Genomic DNA, 17,333 nt, shown 5'->3' on the forward strand with positions numbered 1-17,333 from the left:
TCCTGGGCACTGGTTGTGCGATCTGGCTTGGCTGGCGCGTCGCCGTTTGCAGGCGGCGGGCGTCGATCGGGTCTACGGCGGTGGCTTTGATACCCGTACCGACGATCGTTTCTATTCGTACCGCCGCGATGGCGCGCAGAGCGGGCGCTTCGCCAGCTTGATCTGGCTCGAAGGCTGAAGGGACCTATCGATCCCCTTGGACGCGACGGTCCCCTTGTAGGARCGCACTTGTGCGCGACCGCGGAATGGCAGTGCACCTCTGGGCATCATTATGAAGCCCCTGTTGTCGCCTGGGCTGATGTTATCGAGCCCATCCGCGTGGCGGTCGCGCACAAGTGCGCTCCTACAAGGGAGAGATCACGTCAATCGGCCAACCGCCGCAAAAACGCATTCCGCCACGCCGTCACATCCTGCTTCTCCAACACGTCCATCATCCGGCGCCAGCGCACGCGCCGCTCATGCAGCGGCATCTCCAGCGCAATACCCAGCGCTTCGGCCAGTTCCTCGGTATCGGCCGGATTGACCAGCAGCGCATCACGCAACTCCTGCGCAGCGCCGGCGAAGCGCGACAGCACGAGCACGCCGGGATCTTCCGGATCCTGGCTGGCCACGTATTCCTTGGCCACCAGATTCATGCCATCGCGCAGCGGCGTGACCAAGCCCACGCGCGCGGTGCGGTAGTAGCCGCTGAGCAGGCTGTGCGGAAACGAGTTGTTGACGTAGCGGATCGGCACCCAGTCCGGCGCCGCATACATGCCGTTGATATGGCCGGCCATGCGTTCGAGCTCGCGGCGGATCTGGCGGTATTCCAGCACGCCGCCGCGCGAGGGCGGGGCGATCTGCAGGAAGGTCACCTTGCGATGCAATTGCGGGGAGCGCTCCAGCAGGCGCGCATAGGCATGGAAGCGCTCGGGCAGGCCCTTGGAGTAATCCAGGCGGTCGACGCCAATGATCAGCGCACGCCCTTCCAGGCTCTGTTTCAGATCGTGGATTTCTTCATGCTCGTCCGCATGGCTGGCCGACTCGGCGACCTGCGCGGTGTCGATGCCGATGGGAAACACTTCAGCGCGGAAGGTGTGTCCTGCCGGGGTTCGGATGCGCCCGTCCCGGCGCATGCTCGCGCCCACCTCGAACAGGAAGTACTCCTGCAGGGCTCGCTGGTCGCGTGCTGTATGCAGGCCGACCAGGTCATAGCAGGCCAGGGTCTCAAGCAATTCCAGATGGCGCGGCAGCGCGATCAGCAGGCTGGCGGCCGGCAGCGGCGTATGCAGGAAGAAACCGATGCGATTGTGCACGCCGCGTTCGCGCAGCATGGCGGCCAATGGAATCAGGTGGTAGTCGTTGATCCAGACCAGGTCGTTGGGCCCGATCAGCGAGATCAGCTTCTCGGCGAACAGATTGTTGACGCGCAGATAGCCGGCCAGGTGCTTGCGGTCGTAGTCGACCAGGTCGGGCCGGTAGTGCAGCAGCGGCCACAAGGTGCGATTGGCGAATCCGTCGTAGAAATCGTCGTGATCCGTGCGGGAAAGATCGATGGTGGCGTATTCCACCGGACCATCGCTTTGCTTGTGCACTTCGCTGGCGGTTTGACGCGAGATCTTGCCGCTCCAGCCAAACCAGACGCCTCCGCGCTCCTGCAGGGCGGCCCGCATGGCCGACGCCAGGCCACCGGTTGCGGTCTGGTCGGGGAGTGCCACTCGATTTGAAACCACGATCAGTCGTCCCTGACCGCTGTTTCTTCCAGCCATCGTCACAATGCATCCTCCCAGCGCCTGGACAGGCGCATTGCGGCCTGGATCAGGCCCACCATCGAATAAGTCTGCGGAAAGTTGCCCCAGTGCTCGCCGTTGGCCGGTGCGATGTCTTCGGACAACAGGCCCAGGGGATTTCGCTGCGCCAGCATGTGCTCGAACATCTCGCGCGCGCGCTCCCGGCGCCCGGTGGCGGCCAGCGCTTCGATGTACCAGAACGTGCAGATGTTGAAGCTGGTTTCCGGCGCACCGAAATCGTCCGGGGCGATGTAGCGGAACAGATAGTCGCCGCGACCCAGCGCGTGGCCGATGGCGTCCACGGTGGCGATGAAGCGCGGGTCCATCGCATTGACGAAACCGATATCGGCCAGCAAGAGCAGGCTTGCATCCAGGTGTTCGCCGTCGTACGCATCGACAAAGGTGCCGAGCTTTTCGTTCCAGGCATGCGCTTCGATGCGTTCATGCAAGGCGACCGCCTCGTCATGCCAGTAGCGCGCACGGTCATCGAGGCCAAGCTCGGTGGCGATATGCGCCAGGCGATCGCAGGCGGCCCAGCACATGGCGGCGGAATAGGTGTGCACGGCGGCGCGGCCGCGATATTCCCATAGCCCCGCATCCGGTGTTTCGGCCACGCGCAGGGCCAATTCACCCATGCGTTCGAGCCGGCGAAAGGTGAGCTCGTCGCCGGGATGTTCAAGGCGGCGATCGAAAAAAATCTGCGCCGAAGCGAGCACCACCGACCCATACACATCGTTCTGCCGCTGCCGCCACGCGTCGTTGCCCACGCGCACCGGACCCATGCCGCGATAGCCGGCCAGGCTTTCCACCTGCGTTTCCATCAGGTCATGTTCGAAGGTGATGCCAAACACAGGTCCGATCTCGCCGTCGCCATCGGCGACCAGGTTGAAGACGTAGCGGATGTACTCCTCCATGCTGCGGGTGGCGCCGAGACGGTTGAGTGCGCGCACGGTGAAAGCGGCGTCGCGGAGCCAGCAGTAGCGATAGTCCCAGTTGCGGCCGGAATTGGCGGACTCGGGGATGGAGGTGGTGAGCGCGGCGACAATCGCGCCGGTCGCTTCGTACTGGCACAACTTCAAGGTGATGGCGGAGCGGATGATCGGCTCCTGCCATTCGTAGGGAACCGACAGATTGCGCACCCATTCGCGCCAATAGGTAAGCGTGTTTTCCAGCGTGTGATGGATGAAGTCCGCCGGACTTTCCGTCAGCGTTTCGTCCGGTCCGAACACAAAATGCGCGGGCTTTTCCAGGAAGAACGGCAGGCTGCGTTCGATCATGGTGGACGACACGTCGCTGGTCAGTCGCTGCACCACGCCATCGAGCATGAAGCGGATATGGTTGCTGCCCGAGGTCGTCTGCGGCACTTCGCTGCCGTACCCGCAGAGCGGGCGCAGCCGCACGCGAATCCGCGGCGAGCCGCCGATGGGCCGCACGCGCCGCGCGATCAGGACGGGATGATAGAAACGGCCGCGCGCACGAAAGCGCGGCATATAGTCGACGATCTCCACGCCCGAACCATGATGGTCGTAAAGGCGGKTCACCAATACGGCGGTATTGGGCATGTAGTGCTGTTCGGCGCGGTCGATGTCTTCCAGCTCGATCGACCAGTCGCCACCGTCGCGTTTAGGCGACAACAGTGCGCAAAAACTGGCGTCGCCATCGAAGCGCGGCAGGCARCACCAGACGATGCGMCCGCGKCCGTCGATCAGTGCGGCAACACTGCCGTTGCCGATGACGCCCAGTTCCAGGGACGATTTCGCTCCTGGGTCAGGCTGGGTGTCAGGCGTTTCCTCCTGAGGAATGGGCATGCGCGAGGGCTCCATGCTTGAGTGCGTGCAGCACGCGGAACAGCCAGGCCCGCGCGGCGGCAGGCTCCGGCAGCGAATAGCGGGCCACGCTCGGTTCACGCGAACCCACGCGTACGCTCAACCCGTTCTGGAGATTGGCCGTGGCGAAGCCATGTTCGTCGGTGAGATCGTCGCCCACGTAGACCGGCAGGCGATCGCGGAACGGCCAGGCCGACATCAGCGTGGCCACGGCCGAACCCTTGTCCATGCCTTCGGGCTTCAGTTCGATGACCAGGTTGCCCGGCTGCATCTCGTAGCCGGCCAGCGACGGCAGCACTTTCTGCACGCGCTCGCGCAAACGTTCGAACATCTGCGGCGAGGTGCGGCAATGCAGGGCCACCGCCATGCCCTTGTCTTCCAGCATGACGCCGGGCAATTCCGCAACGATGGCGCCGGCGATATCGCGAACCAGCGAGCGACGGGTGGCGCCGATATGCACACCACGATAGCGACCGTCGGCGCCGCGCAATTCCAGGCCATGCAAACCCGCCATCGCCCACGGCGGATGGCCAAACAAGTCGTCGAGGTCGTCGAGCCCGCGACCGCTTACCAGGGCGARCGCGCCATCGAGCGCGCCGTAGAGGTCTTCGACCAGTTCGCGCAGGCGCGAATCCACGCAGACCTGATCGGGATGATCGGCAAAATCCAGCAGCGTGCCGTCCACGTCAAGAAACAACGCCCAGCGGTCATCCACGCCAGGCATAGGCGGAGCCGGAAGAGGCGTCTGGGCGGACATGGCGGAGTGGGGCACGGGGGATAGCACGAGCGCAGACTATCAAGGCAAATGTGAAGGCAAGCTCTGGGTGCGGCGTGCGTTGGCTGAAGAAAAGTCGTACACCTGACGTTGACGTGGCTTGAATCACGCGCGGGTGATCCGCATCTGTTTTGGCAGTGGCAGTCAGGGATGCCCTGATCTGCCAAATCCTATTGATCGAGGGGACAACCCATGCGGATGGACAAACTCACCTCGCGTTTTCAGCAGGCCTTGGCGGACGCCCAGTCGCTTGCCGTCGGACGCGACAACAACATGCTTGAACCGGTCCACGTGATGGCCGCGCTGCTGGACCAGCAGGGCGGTTCCACGGGACCGCTGCTCACCCAGGCGCAGGTCAACGTACCCACGCTGCGCCAGCGCATCAACGAGATGGTCGACCGCCTGCCGCGCGTCACGGGACAGGAGGGCAATATCCATGTCGGCAACGAGCTGACGCGCCTGCTCAACCTCACCGACAAGCTGGCGCAGCAGCGCGGCGATCAGTTCATCGCCAGCGAATTGTTCGTGCTTGCGGCACTGGAGGACAAGGGCGAACTGGGCGCCGCGCTAAAGGCCGCCGGCGCTACCAAGGCGAACGTCGAGGCTGCCATCGAGAAGCTGCGCGGCGGCGAAAAAGTGCAAAGCGAGAACGCTGAAGACCAGCGCCAGGCGCTGGAGAAATATTGCATCGATCTTACGTCGCGCGCCGAGTCGGGCAAGCTCGATCCGGTGATCGGTCGCGACGAGGAAATCCGCCGCACCATCCAGGTGCTGCAGCGTCGCACCAAGAACAATCCGGTACTGATCGGCGAGCCSGGYGTGGGCAAGACCGCCATYGTSGAAGGCCTGGCCCAGCGCATCGTCAAGGGCGARGTGCCCGAAGGCCTGCGTGATCGCCGCGTGCTCGCGCTGGACATGGGCGCGCTGATTGCCGGCGCAAAATTTCGCGGCGAGTTCGAGGAGCGCCTCAAGGGCGTGCTCAATGATCTTTCCAAGCAGGAAGGTCGCGTCATTCTCTTCATCGACGARCTGCACACCATGGTCGGCGCCGGCAAGGCCGAKGGCGCSATSGAYGCSGGCAATATGCTCAAGCCCGCGCTGGCGCGCGGCGAGYTGCAYTGCATCGGCGCCACCACGCTGGACGAATACCGCAAGTACATCGAGAAGGATGCCGCGCTGGAGCGCCGCTTCCAGAAGGTCTACGTAGGCGAGCCCAGCGTGGARGMCACCATCGCCATCCTGCGCGGCCTGAAAGAGCGCTACGCCGTGCATCACGGCGTGGAGATCACCGATCCGGCCATCGTCGCGGCGGCCACGCTGTCCAACCGCTATATCCCCGATCGCCAGCTGCCGGACAAGGCCATCGACCTGATGGACGAGGCGGCCTCGCGCATCCGCATGGAAATCGATTCCAAGCCGGAGGAGCTTGATCGCCTGGAGCGTCGCCTCATCCAGTTGAAGATCCAGCGCGAGATGCTCAAGAAGGAAACCGACGACGCGTCCAGGAAGCGCCTCGCCGATCTGGAAAGCGACATCGAAAAGCTCGAGCGCGAGTTCTCCGATCTCAACGAGATCTGGAAGTCCGAAAAGGCCGCGCTGCAGGGCGCGACCAAGGTGAAGGAACAGATCGAAGCCGCGCGCGTGGAACTGGACGCCGCCCAGCGTCAGCAGGACTACGCCAAGATGAGCGAGATCCAATACGGCAAGCTGCCGGAGCTGGAAAAGCAGCTCGCCGCCGCACAAGCTGCGGAAAAGCAGGACTTCAAGCTGGTGCAGGATCGCGTGACCGAGGAGGAAATCGCCGAGGTCGTGTCGCGCTGGACGGGTATCCCCGTCAACAAGATGCTCGAAGGCGAGCGCGACAAGCTGCTGCATATGGAAGACGCGTTGCATAAGCGCGTGGTCGGCCAGGATGAAGCCGTGCGTGCGGTGTCCGATGCGATTCGCCGTTCCCGTGCTGGCCTTTCCGATCCCAATCGCCCCAATGGCTCGTTCCTCTTCCTCGGCCCCACCGGCGTGGGCAAGACCGAACTGTGCAAGGCGCTGGCCGAGTTCATGTTCGACACGCAGGATGCGATGGTGCGCATCGACATGAGCGAGTTCATGGAGAAGCACTCCGTGAGCCGCCTGATCGGTGCGCCTCCGGGCTATGTGGGCTACGAAGAAGGCGGCTATCTCACCGAGGCAGTGCGTCGTCGTCCGTACAGCGTGATTCTGCTGGACGAGGTGGAGAAGGCGCATCCGGATGTGTTCAACATCCTGCTGCAGGTGCTGGACGATGGTCGCCTCACCGACGGCCAGGGTCGCACAGTGGATTTCCGCAATACCGTCATCGTGATGACCTCCAACCTTGGCTCGCAGATGATCCAGGAGCAGGCGGGCGACAGCGAAGCGGACTATCTGCAGATGAAGGCAGCGGTGCTGGGCGTGGTGCAGGCGCACTTCCGCCCGGAGTTCATCAACCGACTCGATGAGCTGGTGGTGTTCCGCCCGCTGGAGAAGAAGCAGATCCGCAAGATCGCGCTGATCCAGCTGACCTATCTGGAGAAGCGTCTGGCCGAGCGTCAGCTACGGATGGAGATCAGTGACAAGGCGCTGGATTTGCTGGGCAACGTGGGCTTCGATCCGGTGTATGGCGCGCGGCCGTTGAAGCGGGCGATCCAGCAGCAGCTGGAGAATCCGCTGGCGCGGCAGATCCTGGAAGGGAAGTTTGCTGCTGGCGCGACCATCGTGGTGGAGGCGGAGCAGGGGCATTTGGTGTTCCACACGCAGTAACGCGCGGTTTGGATGTTGATGGTTGTGGCGCCCGTCCTGTGCGAACAGGGCGGGCGTTTTGTTTTGCGTGGCCTTTCAAAGGCGCGCCGCTTTGCTCCCTCTCCCCGCCGGGGAGAGGGCTGGGGTGAGGGGCGGGTGCTCGCGGGAACCTTTCTATTCGTCATCCCGGCGCAGGCCGGAAGCGCTCTTCAACAGCTGAAGGCTGGTCATCCAGAACCTCGGTCTTTGGTTCTAGCGATACGGCGACCTGGCTCGCCTGCCGCGGGCTTCCGTGCCGCTGCCGCGGCCCGGGTTACTTTTCTTTGCTTGCCCACGCACGCGCAGGAGCGCGTGCGAACGGCGAAGCCGGCCCGCAGGGCGGAGGGCAGGATGCCCGGAGTGAAGAAAAGTAACCAAAAGAAAGGGCCCCCCGGATGACGCGCCTTCCGGGTCTTCGACCCTCCAGGTGAGCGTGCGGGCTCCGGGTTTTTTCGACAGGACATCCCTGTCCTGTCGAAAAATTGGCCGCATCCCTGCGGCCACCCTGCGGGCTTTCCTCCACCCGCCCGCCGCGTCATACGGGGACCCCCAAGAGCCAAGAGCCGGAGCCAAGAGCCGCAGATCTATTGTGGGAGCGCACCCTGTGCGCGACGAACCTACGGAGCGATACATCCCAGCGTGGCTGTCGCGCACAGGGTGCGCTCCCACAGGAAGGCGTGCACGGACGAAACGGGGGAGACGGCTCACCCCAACGGCCCCAGCCCCCACTCTGCTACCATGCGCCCCACCTGAGGTGACCCCCAGCCAGTCGGTTGGGAGTTGAAACGGGAATCCGGTGCGGCGCTGATGCGCCTATTCCGGAGCTGCCCCCGCAACGGTAGGCAGGCGCGATCCAGATGGGGATCGACGGAGCGACATCGAGCCACTGTGCCAAGCGCATGGGAAGGCGTCGTTCCGGAAGACATTGCGTCTTCGCCCGCGAGCCCGGAGACCGGCCTTGAGGTACGACCAGACAGGCGGTGGGCCGTGTCATGGATGTCGTGCACGCGCACGGCCGCCACGCTCCTCCTGCCTGTCTATTTCCCATGCGTTCCGCGCGGGCAGGCGCGGTTGAGGAGCAGTACTTTGACCATCCGACTTTCCATGATCCGTCGCGCCGCACTGGCGACGGCACTTTCGACCATCGTCTTCCCGGCGTTCGCCGACGACACGACCAACCTCGACGGCGTGGTGGTGACGGCCACGCGTACCGAGCAGACGCAGAACCAGACGTTGTCCGCGGTGACGGTGATCGACCGCGCCGATATCGAACGCCTGCAGCCGTCTTCGCTGGCAGACCTGCTGCGCGGCACGCCTGGCATGCAGATTGCCAACAACGGCGGCCCCGGCAAGGCAACCAGCGCGTTCCTGCGTGGCACCGAAGCCGACCACGTGCTGGTGATGATCGACGGCGTCAAGATCGGCTCGGCGACGCTGGGCACGGCGGCGTTGCAGGACATCCCGGTCGACCAGATCGAGCGCATCGAAATCGTGCGCGGCCCGTTCTCCAGCCTGTACGGCTCCGAAGCGATCGGCGGCGTGATCCAGATTTTCACGCGTCGCCCGGAAGGCGCCTTCGTGCCGTCCTTCAGCCTGGGCGTCGGCAGCTATAGCCATCTGAACGGCTCGGCCGGTTTTGCCGGCAAGAGCGGCGACGGCTGGTACTCGCTGGAGGCCTCGCACGATCAGACGCACGGCATCAATTCCTGCCGCGTGGGTGCAGCTGAAGTGGGCGCAGCCTGCTTTGCCGACCAGCCGGACAAGGATGGCTATCGCAACAATGCGCTGACCCTGCAGGGCGGCTACAAGTTCGACGAACAGTGGGATGCCGATGTGCGCCTGTTCCGCAGCGAAGGCCACAACTACTACGACGGCACGTACACCGACTCCGACAAGAGCGCCACGCAAGTGGTGGGCGGCAGCGTGCACTATCGTCCGGCGTCCAATGTGAAGCTCACGCTCAGCCTCGGCACCAGCGGCGATTTCAGCAAGGACTTCTACCAGGGCGTGTACGTCGATCGTTTCGACACGCATCGCGATCTGGGTTCGTTCCAGGCCGATATCGGTTTCTGGGGCGGCCTGCTGACGACCGGCTTCGACTGGCAGCGCGACCACGTGGACAGCACCGCCGGTTACATGAATGCGTTTACCGGCGAGCCGGTGAACAGCCGCATCGACCGCGGCGGCTTCGTGCAGTGGCAGCAGACCTTCGGCAGCCAGTCGGTGCAGGCCAGCGTGCGTCACGACGACAACAGCCAGTTCGGCAGCAAGAACACCGGCAGCCTGTTGTGGGGCTGGGACTTCACCCAAACCCTGCGCCTCACCGCGAGCTATGGCACCGCGTTCAAGGCGCCGACCTTCAACGATTTGTACTACCCGTTCTACGGCGACCCGAATCTCAAGCCGGAACGTTCGAGGAACTTCGAACTCGGCCTGCGCGGCAGCTACGACTGGGGCTACTGGTCGTTGAACGCGTTCCGCAACAACGTGACCGACCTGATCACCTACGACGCCGCCACCCAGGCGCCGGGCAATGTGGACCAGGCGCGCATCCGTGGTGCGGAAGGCGTGGTGAGCGGGCACGTGCTGGGCTGGCTGGTGACGGGCACGGCCACCTGGCTGGACCCACGCGACGAGTCGACCGCGTACGAAGGCAACCTGCTGCCGCGCCGTGCGCGCCAGACCGGCAATATCGACCTCGATCGCAGCTTCGGCGACTTCAGCGTGGGTGGCACGTGGTTCGTCTCGGGCCGTCGCTACGATGATCTGGCCAACCAGCATCCGCTGGGCGGCTACGCCATCACCAACCTGCGCGTAGCCTATGCCATCTCGCGCGATTTCAAGCTGCAACTGGCATTGAACAACGCCTTCGGCAAGGACTACGAGACCGCCTGGTACTTCAACCAGCCAGGTCGCAACTACATGTTGACCCTGCGTTATCAGCCCGCGCAGTAATCCATGACGCCGGGGCCCGCGAAGGCCCCGGCGTTTTTCCATGCATTCGACCAGGAGTCGTTTCGTGAAAGCTCTTTMCGGTTCCCGTTTCAACGCGCTGTGGCTGGTACTGGTCGCGGTGATGATCGCCACCCGCTTCAAGCATTTCGGCGACACGCTGCATCTGCCTGATGCTTCGATGGCGTTGTTCTTCCTTGGTGGTCTCTATCTGCGCCGCCATTGGACCTTCGTGGTGATGGTGCTGCTTGCGGTGGCGCTGGACTGGATTTCGATCAGCTACGCGGGCGTGAGCGCCTTCTGCGTGACGCTGGCGTACTCGTTTTTGCCCTTGGCTTACGCAGTGCTCTGGTACGCCGGACGCTGGTATGCGCCGCGCGTGAATCAGGGCGCGTTGTCGCTGCTCGGAGCATTGGGCGTGGCCGTGTTGGCGGCCGTGGCTTCGTTCGCCATCTCCAATGGCTCGTTCTATTGGCTGGGCGGCCGTTATGCGCAGCCGCACATGAGCGAATACCTGGCGCGCCTGTGGCAGTGGGGGCCGCTGTTCGTGCGCACCACCCTGGGCTACGTCGCGGCAGCCCTGGTGCTGCATGCTGTGATCGTGCGCGCGGCATCGTCTTCTACGGCACACCAGAAGGGAGCCTGAGCATGAGCGACACGCCCGAAACGCCGAATGCCGAAGAACGCCACCGCGAGCGCATGCAGCGCAAGAAGGAGCTGGTCGATCGCAAGWTAGCCCGCGCCACCATCGAGCGCGGCGTGCTGGTGGTGAATACCGGTAACGGCAAGGGCAAGAGCTCCTCGGGCTTCGGCATGCTGGCGCGTTCGCTCGGCCATGGTTTTCGCTGTGGCGTGGTGCAGTTCATCAAGGGCAGTTTCTCCACCGGCGAGGAAGCGTTCTTCCGCCGCTTTCCCGATGAGCTCGATTACCACGTGATGGGCGAAGGCTATACGTGGGAGACGCAGGACAAGGCGCGCGATATCCAGGCGGCGCAAGCGGCCTGGCAGGTGGCGGCCAATATGCTGGTGGATGAGTCGCTCGACTTCGTACTGCTGGACGAACTCAATATCGCCCTGGTCAAGGGCTATATCGACCTGGACATCGTGTGCGCCGCGCTGAGGGCGCGCCCGCCACGCCAGCACGTGGTGATCACCGGGCGCGGCGCGCCGGATGGCCTGGTGGAACTGGCCGATACGGTGACGGAAATGCGCCTGGTGAAGCACGCCTTCCAGGCAGGCATCAAGGCGCAGCAGGGCATCGAGCTCTGACGCGACGGTTCGGCGTGGCAAGCGGCACCAACGACGGAGTTCACCGATGACTGACCAGATCGCCTCCTGTCCTGCCTTGCTGGTATCGGCGCCTGCGTCGGGGCAGGGCAAGACTTCGGTGACGGCGGCGCTGGCGCGCTGGCATGCCCGGCAGGGCAGGCGCGTGCGCGTCTTCAAGACGGGTCCGGATTTTCTCGACCCCATGGTGTTGGAGCGCGCCAGTGGCGCGCCGGTCTACCAGCTCGATCTGTGGATGAACGGCGAGGACGACGTACGCGCGCGCTTGCATGAAGCGGCTGGCGAGGCGGATCTCATCCTGGTCGAAGGCGTGATGGGCTTGTTCGACGGCGGCCAGTCGAGTGCGGACCTCGCCCAGCGTTTCGGTTTGCCGGTGCTGGCCGTGATCGACGGTTCGGCGATGGCGCAGACCTTTGGTGCCCTGGCGCTGGGACTGGCGAGTTATCGCGACGGCCTGCGCGTGCATGGTGTCGCCGCCAATCGCGTGGGCAGTGCGTATCACGCTCAGCTGCTTGCCGGCAGTGTGCCGTCCCCTCTGCAGTGGTTGGGTGCGTTGCCGCGCGATGCGGCGCTGGCCTTGCCCGAGCGGCATCTGGGTCTGGTGGCCGCTGGCGAGCTGGGCGATATCGACGCGCGCCTGGATGCACTGGCCGACGCATGGGGCACCCATGCCAATGCCGAACTTCCGCCGCCGGTGGCGTTTCCCGCAGCGTCACACGCGCCGGTGCCCAAGCAGTTGCAGGGTTGCCGCATCGCGATTGCCCGCGACGCGGCGTTCTGTTTTCTCTATCCGGCCAATCTCGATCTGCTGCGCGAAGCGGGCGCGGACTTGCGCTACTTCTCGCCGCTGGCCGGTGACGCGCTGCCCGAATGCGATGCGGTATGGCTGCCTGGCGGCTATCCCGAACTGCATCTGGCGACGCTATCTGACAGCGACAACTTGCGCAGCGCCTTACACGATCATGTGAATGCCGGTCGCCCGCTGCTGGCCGAATGCGGCGGCATGCTATACGCGCTGGATTCCCTGGCGGGCACCGATGGCGCGGCGTTTCCGATGGCGGGCCTGCTGCGCGGTCGGGCGACGATGCAGACGCGACTCGGTGGGCTAGGCATGCAATCCGTTGCCTTGCCCGAAGGCGAGTTGCGCGGTCACACCTTTCACTACGCGCTAGCCGAAATCGACGAGGCGCCCTGGGCGATGGCCAGCAACCCGGATGGCGGTCCGAGCCGGGAAGGCGTGTTTCGCCGCGAACGATTCACGGCGAGCTTCATGCACCTTTATTTTCCGTCGAACCCGACGGCGGCCGTGGCCTTGTTCCGGCCATGACCACCGCCCTGGCCATGCTGCTCGCGGTGCTGCTGGATGCGTGGCTGGGCGAACCGCGGCAGATGCACCCGCTGGTGTCGTTTGGACGTCTGGCCGCCTGGGCCGAATCGCGATGGCACGCGGATCGTCGTGCGTCAGGCGTGCTGGCCTGGTGTGTGGTGGTGCTGCCGCTGGTGGCGTTGGCCTGGTTGCTTGGCACGTGGCTCGGGCATGCAGCGTCCTGGTTACGGCTGCTCTTCGATGTACTCGTGCTTTACCTGGCCATTGGTTTGCGCAGCCTGGGCGATCACGCGATGCCGGTGGCTCGCGCACTCGCCGCCGGCGACATTCTTGGCGCACGCACGGCGGTAGGTCGCATGGTCAGTCGCGACACGCTTGCACTGGATGACGCCCAGGTCGCCGCGGCCGCGACGGAATCGGTGCTGGAAAATGGCAACGATGCCGTGTTCGGCGCGCTGTTCTGGTTCCTCGTGCTGGGTGCGCCGGGCGCGGTGCTGTATCGACTGGCCAACACGCTGGATGCGATGTGGGGTTATCGCACGGAGCGCTACGATCGCTTCGGCTGGGCGGCGGCGCGGATCGATGATGTGCTCAATTTTCTGCCGGCACGCCTGACTGCCATGAGTTACCTGTTGCTGGGCGACGCGGCGCGGGCGTGGCGCTGCTGGCGCGTACAGGCGCCGCAATGGGACAGCCCGAACGCCGGACCAGTGATGGCGGCCGGTGCGGGCGCGCTGGGTGTATGCCTCGGCGGAGCGGCGCCTTATGACGGCGTGTGGGAGCCGCGCCCGGTGCTGGGCGAGGGCGATGCACCGGATGGTCAATCGATCGTGCGCGCGCTGCAATTGGTGCGTCGCTGCGTGGTGCTCTGGCTGCTGGTGATCATGCTGCTGGRCATCGTGAGCTGGGGAGCCGGCCATGCTTGAACATGGCGGACGCCTGTTGCGAGCAGCCCGCGACTACGGCATTGCGCCGGATGCGTGGCTGGACTTGTCCACCGGCATCAGTCCTTATGCCTGGCCGGTGCCCGTCCTGCCGGCATCGGTCTGGCAGCGATTGCCCGAAGACGACGATGGCCTCGTCGGTGCCGCGTGCGAGTACTACGGTGCGTCGCAGCTGTTGCCCGTGGCCGGATCGCAGGCCGCCATCCAGATGCTGCCCAGTCTGCGGCAAGCCTCGCGCGTGGGAGTGATTGCGCCTGGCTACAACGAACACGCGCATGCCTGGCGCCGCGCGGGTCATGCGGTGGAAACGCAGTCGGCATCGAGCTTGCTGGCCGATCCATCGCGCTACGACGTGATCGTCCTGATCCATCCCAACAACCCCGGCGGCGAGCGCTTCGAGCGTGACGTCTTGCTGGCATGTCATGCCGCGCTGGCCTCGCGCGGCGGTTGGTTGATCGTCGACGAGGCCTTCATGGATGTCACGCCAGAGCAAAGCCTGTGTAGCGAAGCGTACCGCGACGGGCTGATCGTGCTGCGCTCCGCCGGAAAGTTCTTTGGCTTGGCCGGAGCGCGCGCGGGTTTTGTGGCTGCGCATCCTGCGTTGCTTGAAACACTGGGCGATCGATTGGGCCCGTGGACGTTGAGCGGGCCGACGCGTCATGTACTCAGGCTGGCCCTTGCCGATCGCGCATGGCAGGCCACGGCGCGCTCCTGGCTGCAGGATATGAGCGCAGGTCTGGCGGCCGTGCTGCTGCGTCATGGCATGGCAGCCACGGCAGGGTGCGCGTTCTTCCAGTGGTGGCGGCACGCAGGCGCAGAAGCAGTGCATATAGCGCTGGCCAGGCAAGGCATCCTGACCCGGCTGTTCGAGACGCCCGCAAGTCTGCGTTTTGGCCTGCCCCCTGATGAGGTTGCGCTACGGCGACTCGACGATGCGCTGCGCGCGCTGGACTTGAAGGAGAGGCGGCGATGAGCGCTGGCGTGCTGATGGTGCAAGGCTGCACCTCTGATGCGGGCAAGAGCACCCTGGTCACCGGCTTGTGCCGCTGGCTGCACCGACGCGGCATCGCCGTGGCGCCGTTCAAACCGCAGAACATGGCCTTGAATTCCGCGGTGACGATCGATGGCGGCGAAATCGGCCGTGCCCAGGCCGTGCAGGCGCAGGCGGCCGGGCTGGAGCCGCATACCGATTTCAATCCGGTCCTGCTCAAGCCCAATAGCGACATTGGCGCGCAGGTGATCGTGCATGGACATCCCGTGGCGAACATGGATGCGCGCCACTACCACGACTACAAGCGCATCGCGATGGATGCCGTGCTCGCCTCGCATCACCGCCTGGCCGATCGCTACGACGCGATCATCGTGGAGGGTGCGGGCAGCCCCGCAGAGATCAACCTGCGCGATCGCGACATCGCCAACATGGGTTACGCGGAGGCGGTCGACTGCCCGGTGATCCTCATTGCCGATATCGACCGCGGCGGCGTGTTCGCGCATCTCGTGGGTACGTTGGCGCTGCTGTCGGACAGCGAGCGTGCACGCATCGCCGGCTTCGTCATCAATCGCTTTCGCGGCGACATGGCGTTGCTCCAGTCCGGCCTGGATTGGCTGGAACGCGAAACCGGCAAGCCGGTGTTGGGCGTGCTGCCCTATCTGCACGGCCTGCACCTGGAGGCCGAAGACGCCTTGCCGCGCGACGCAGTCCAAAAGAGGGATGCGCGCCTGCGCGTGCTGGTGCCGGCCTTGCCGCGCATCAGCAACCACACCGACTTCGATGCCTTGCTCGCCCACCCGGACGTCGAGCTTCGTTTCGTGGGTCCCGACGAGGCGCATCCGCCGGCCGACCTGATCGTCCTGCCCGGTTCCAAATCCACCCGCGCCGACCTGGCCTGGCTGCGCGCGCAGGGCTGGAACGAAACCATCACGCGCCATCTACGCTACGGCGGGAAAGTGATCGGCATCTGCGGCGGCTTCCAGATGCTGGGGCGCTTCGTGCATGATCCACAGGGCATCGAGAGCGAGCCGGGCTCGAGCGCTGGACTGGGCTGGTTGCAGATGGAGACCACGCTTCAATCGCGCAAGCAATTGCGCCGCGTGGAGGGGAAACTGGTCCTGGGAGACGCGCGGGTGAGCGGCTATGAAATCCACTGCGGCGTCAGTCGTGGTGCAGCGTTGGAGCAGCCGGCGAGTGTGCTCGCCTCAGGCGAGCCGGACGGTGCGCTGTCGCCTGATGGTCAGATCTTCGGCACCTACCTCCACGGCCTGTTCGATGAGCCGCAGGCGCTCTCGGCCCTGCTCGCCTGGGCAGGTCTGCGCCATGCCGCCCCGCTGGACCTGTGCGCGTTGCGCGAGGCGAGCATCGACCGCGTGGCAGATGCCGTGGAAGCACATCTCGATACGCCGGCGCTGCTGCGTCTGCTGCAACCGGTGAAGGAGTCCACACCATGCGCACCCTGATCCTCGGCGGCGCCCGTTCCGGCAAAAGCGCACTGGCCGAACGCCTCGCCGCCGAGTCGGGGCACGAGGTGGTCTATATCGCCACGGCACAGGCGCACGATGAGGAAATGGCCGCGCGCATCGCGCATCACCGGGCGCAGCGTCCTGCCCACTGGCTCAGCGTGGAGGAACCGCTGGCCTTGGCCGCCGCACTGGAAGCGCATGCGCGCCCTGGCCGCTGCGTGCTGGTCGACTGCCTCACGCTGTGGCTCAGCAACCTGCTGGGCGCACCCGAAGACGCCCGCCTCGCGCAGGAGCGCGACGCCTTGCTACAGCTGCTGCCCTCGTTGAAGGGACAGCTGCTCCTGGTCAGTAACGAAGTGGGCCTGGGCGTAGTGCCCATGGGTGAACTCACGCGACGTTTTGTAGATGAAGCCGGACGCTTGCACCAAGCCCTTGCCGCGCAGTGCGAGCGAGTGGTGTTTGTCGCTGCCGGATTGCCCATGCCTCTCAAAGGAAGCCTTACATGAGCCAAGACTGGCTGACTGAACCCTGTTTTGCGATCGATGAAGCGAGCCGCCAGCGCGCACTGGAACACCAGTCGCAGCTGACCAAGCCGCCGGGTTCGCTGGGCACACTGGAAACACTGGCCGTGCGTCTGGCCGGCATGCAGCACGCGGTGATGCCGTCGCTGCAGTCGGTGTGGATCAGCATTTTTGCAGGCGACCACGGCGTGGCCGCCGAAGGTGTGTCGGCGTTTCCGCAGGTGGTGACCGGCGAGATGATCCGCAACTTCGCCAACGGCGGCGCTGCGATCAGCGTGCTGGCGCGCAGCCTGGGCGCCATGCTCGAAGTGGTGAACCTGGGCACGGTGAATGATCCGGGTGAGCTGCCCCATGTGCGTCGCGCCATCATCGCGCCGCAAACCAACAATTTCTGCGAACGCCCTGCGATGAGCGCCGTGCAGTTGGAGCTCGCCCTGCGTGCCGGTGCCGACAGCGCCGAGGCAGCGCAGCTGGCCGGCGCGAAGCTTTTCATCGGTGGCGAGATGGGCATCGCCAACACGACCTCGGCGGCGGCGCTGGCCTGCGGCCTTTTGCGCGAGTCGCCCAGTGCGCTCGCCGGCGCGGGCACCGGTCTGGATGCCGCGGGCATCCAGCACAAGGCCGCGGTGATCGAGCGCGCGCTGGCGCTCTATCCCGCCGACGACGATGCGCTGGCCTGGCT

The 17,333-nt window shown here is 65.1% G+C and carries 14 protein-coding genes and 1 riboswitch; of the genes, 11 read left to right on the top strand and 3 right to left on the bottom strand.

The window, feature by feature from the left end; translation table 11 throughout:
- Positions 1–178, top strand: a 178-nt coding sequence (locus tag AC1DMG_RS12455) for a laccase domain-containing protein (RefSeq protein ID WP_477180575.1), incomplete at its 5' end; no start/stop codon positions are given.
- 184 nt (positions 179–362) lie between these two features.
- Here the strand turns inward: AC1DMG_RS12455 and otsA are convergent.
- The 3 genes from otsA to otsB are packed head-to-tail and all read right to left on the bottom strand — an operon-like array spanning position 363 to position 4,319.
- A complete protein-coding gene (gene otsA, locus AC1DMG_RS12460; protein ID WP_477178426.1) occupies positions 363–1,748 on the bottom strand; it encodes an alpha,alpha-trehalose-phosphate synthase (UDP-forming) in 1,386 nt (461 codons plus the stop codon).
- 2 nt (positions 1,749–1,750) lie between these two features.
- Entirely contained in the window at positions 1,751–3,577 is a 1,827-nt protein-coding gene (locus tag AC1DMG_RS12465) for a glycoside hydrolase family 15 protein (protein WP_477180569.1), read from the bottom strand.
- A complete protein-coding gene (gene otsB / locus AC1DMG_RS12470) occupies positions 3,549–4,319 on the bottom strand; it encodes a trehalose-phosphatase (protein WP_477180570.1) in 771 nt (256 codons plus the stop codon). The genes AC1DMG_RS12465 and otsB overlap by 29 nt, the downstream gene beginning before the upstream one ends.
- 243 nt (positions 4,320–4,562) lie before the next feature.
- Between otsB and clpB the strand changes: the two genes are divergently transcribed.
- From clpB to AC1DMG_RS12520, 10 genes are all read left to right on the top strand, one after another.
- Complete coding sequence (gene clpB / locus AC1DMG_RS12475; protein ID WP_477180571.1) at positions 4,563–7,145, top strand: ATP-dependent chaperone ClpB; 2,583 nt, start codon at positions 4,563–4,565, stop codon at positions 7,143–7,145.
- Between the two features lie 753 nt (positions 7,146–7,898).
- Positions 7,899–8,138, top strand: a riboswitch (cobalamin riboswitch).
- Between the two features lie 21 nt (positions 8,139–8,159).
- Entirely contained in the window at positions 8,160–10,118 is a 1,959-nt protein-coding gene (btuB, locus tag AC1DMG_RS12480; protein WP_477176304.1) for a TonB-dependent vitamin B12 receptor, read from the top strand.
- Positions 10,119–10,182: 64 nt separating this feature from the next.
- Positions 10,183–10,761, top strand: a complete 579-nt coding sequence (locus tag AC1DMG_RS12485; RefSeq protein ID WP_477180572.1) for a hypothetical protein — start codon at positions 10,183–10,185, stop codon at positions 10,759–10,761.
- A gap of 2 nt (positions 10,762–10,763) precedes the next feature.
- Positions 10,764–11,384: a cob(I)yrinic acid a,c-diamide adenosyltransferase gene (cobO, locus tag AC1DMG_RS12490; RefSeq protein WP_477180573.1), complete on the top strand. Its 621-nt coding sequence runs from the start codon at positions 10,764–10,766 to the stop codon at positions 11,382–11,384.
- A gap of 46 nt (positions 11,385–11,430) precedes the next feature.
- The gene (locus tag AC1DMG_RS12495) at positions 11,431–12,729 is read left to right on the top strand and encodes a cobyrinate a,c-diamide synthase (protein WP_477176279.1); all 1,299 of its coding nucleotides are present in this window, start codon (positions 11,431–11,433) and stop codon (positions 12,727–12,729) included.
- Between the two features lie 14 nt (positions 12,730–12,743).
- The gene (cbiB, locus tag AC1DMG_RS12500; protein ID WP_477180576.1) at positions 12,744–13,655 is read left to right on the top strand and encodes an adenosylcobinamide-phosphate synthase CbiB; all 912 of its coding nucleotides are present in this window, start codon (positions 12,744–12,746) and stop codon (positions 13,653–13,655) included.
- Positions 13,648–14,646: a threonine-phosphate decarboxylase CobD gene (gene cobD / locus AC1DMG_RS12505; RefSeq protein WP_477176278.1), complete on the top strand. Its 999-nt coding sequence runs from the start codon at positions 13,648–13,650 to the stop codon at positions 14,644–14,646. Before cbiB ends, cobD begins: the two co-directional genes overlap by 8 nt.
- The gene (locus AC1DMG_RS12510; RefSeq protein WP_477176277.1) at positions 14,643–16,127 is read left to right on the top strand and encodes a cobyric acid synthase; all 1,485 of its coding nucleotides are present in this window, start codon (positions 14,643–14,645) and stop codon (positions 16,125–16,127) included. Before cobD ends, AC1DMG_RS12510 begins: the two co-directional genes overlap by 4 nt.
- The gene (cobU, locus tag AC1DMG_RS12515) at positions 16,115–16,636 is read left to right on the top strand and encodes a bifunctional adenosylcobinamide kinase/adenosylcobinamide-phosphate guanylyltransferase (RefSeq protein ID WP_477176276.1); all 522 of its coding nucleotides are present in this window, start codon (positions 16,115–16,117) and stop codon (positions 16,634–16,636) included. The genes AC1DMG_RS12510 and cobU overlap by 13 nt, the downstream gene beginning before the upstream one ends.
- A partial coding sequence (locus tag AC1DMG_RS12520) for a nicotinate-nucleotide--dimethylbenzimidazole phosphoribosyltransferase (RefSeq protein WP_477180574.1) occupies positions 16,633–17,333 on the top strand: 701 nt, incomplete at its 3' end. The genes cobU and AC1DMG_RS12520, both read left to right, overlap by 4 nt.

Source organism: Dyella sp. 01N36 (assembly GCF_056399745.1).

Excerpts from the sequence above, each read along its gene's own strand:
- cobD (WP_477176278.1), top strand. The coding sequence starts at position 13,648 with ATGCTTGAACATGGCGGACGCCTGTTGCGAGCAGCCCGCGACTACGGC.
- AC1DMG_RS12495 (WP_477176279.1), top strand. The coding sequence starts at position 11,431 with ATGACTGACCAGATCGCCTCCTGTCCTGCCTTGCTGGTATCGGCGCCT.
- btuB (WP_477176304.1), top strand. The coding sequence starts at position 8,160 with ATGTCGTGCACGCGCACGGCCGCCACGCTCCTCCTGCCTGTCTATTTC.
- cobU (WP_477176276.1), top strand. The coding sequence starts at position 16,115 with ATGCGCACCCTGATCCTCGGCGGCGCCCGTTCCGGCAAAAGCGCACTG.
- otsA (WP_477178426.1), bottom strand. The coding sequence starts at position 1,748 with ATGGCTGGAAGAAACAGCGGTCAGGGACGACTGATCGTGGTTTCAAAT.
- AC1DMG_RS12510 (WP_477176277.1), top strand. The coding sequence starts at position 14,643 with ATGAGCGCTGGCGTGCTGATGGTGCAAGGCTGCACCTCTGATGCGGGC.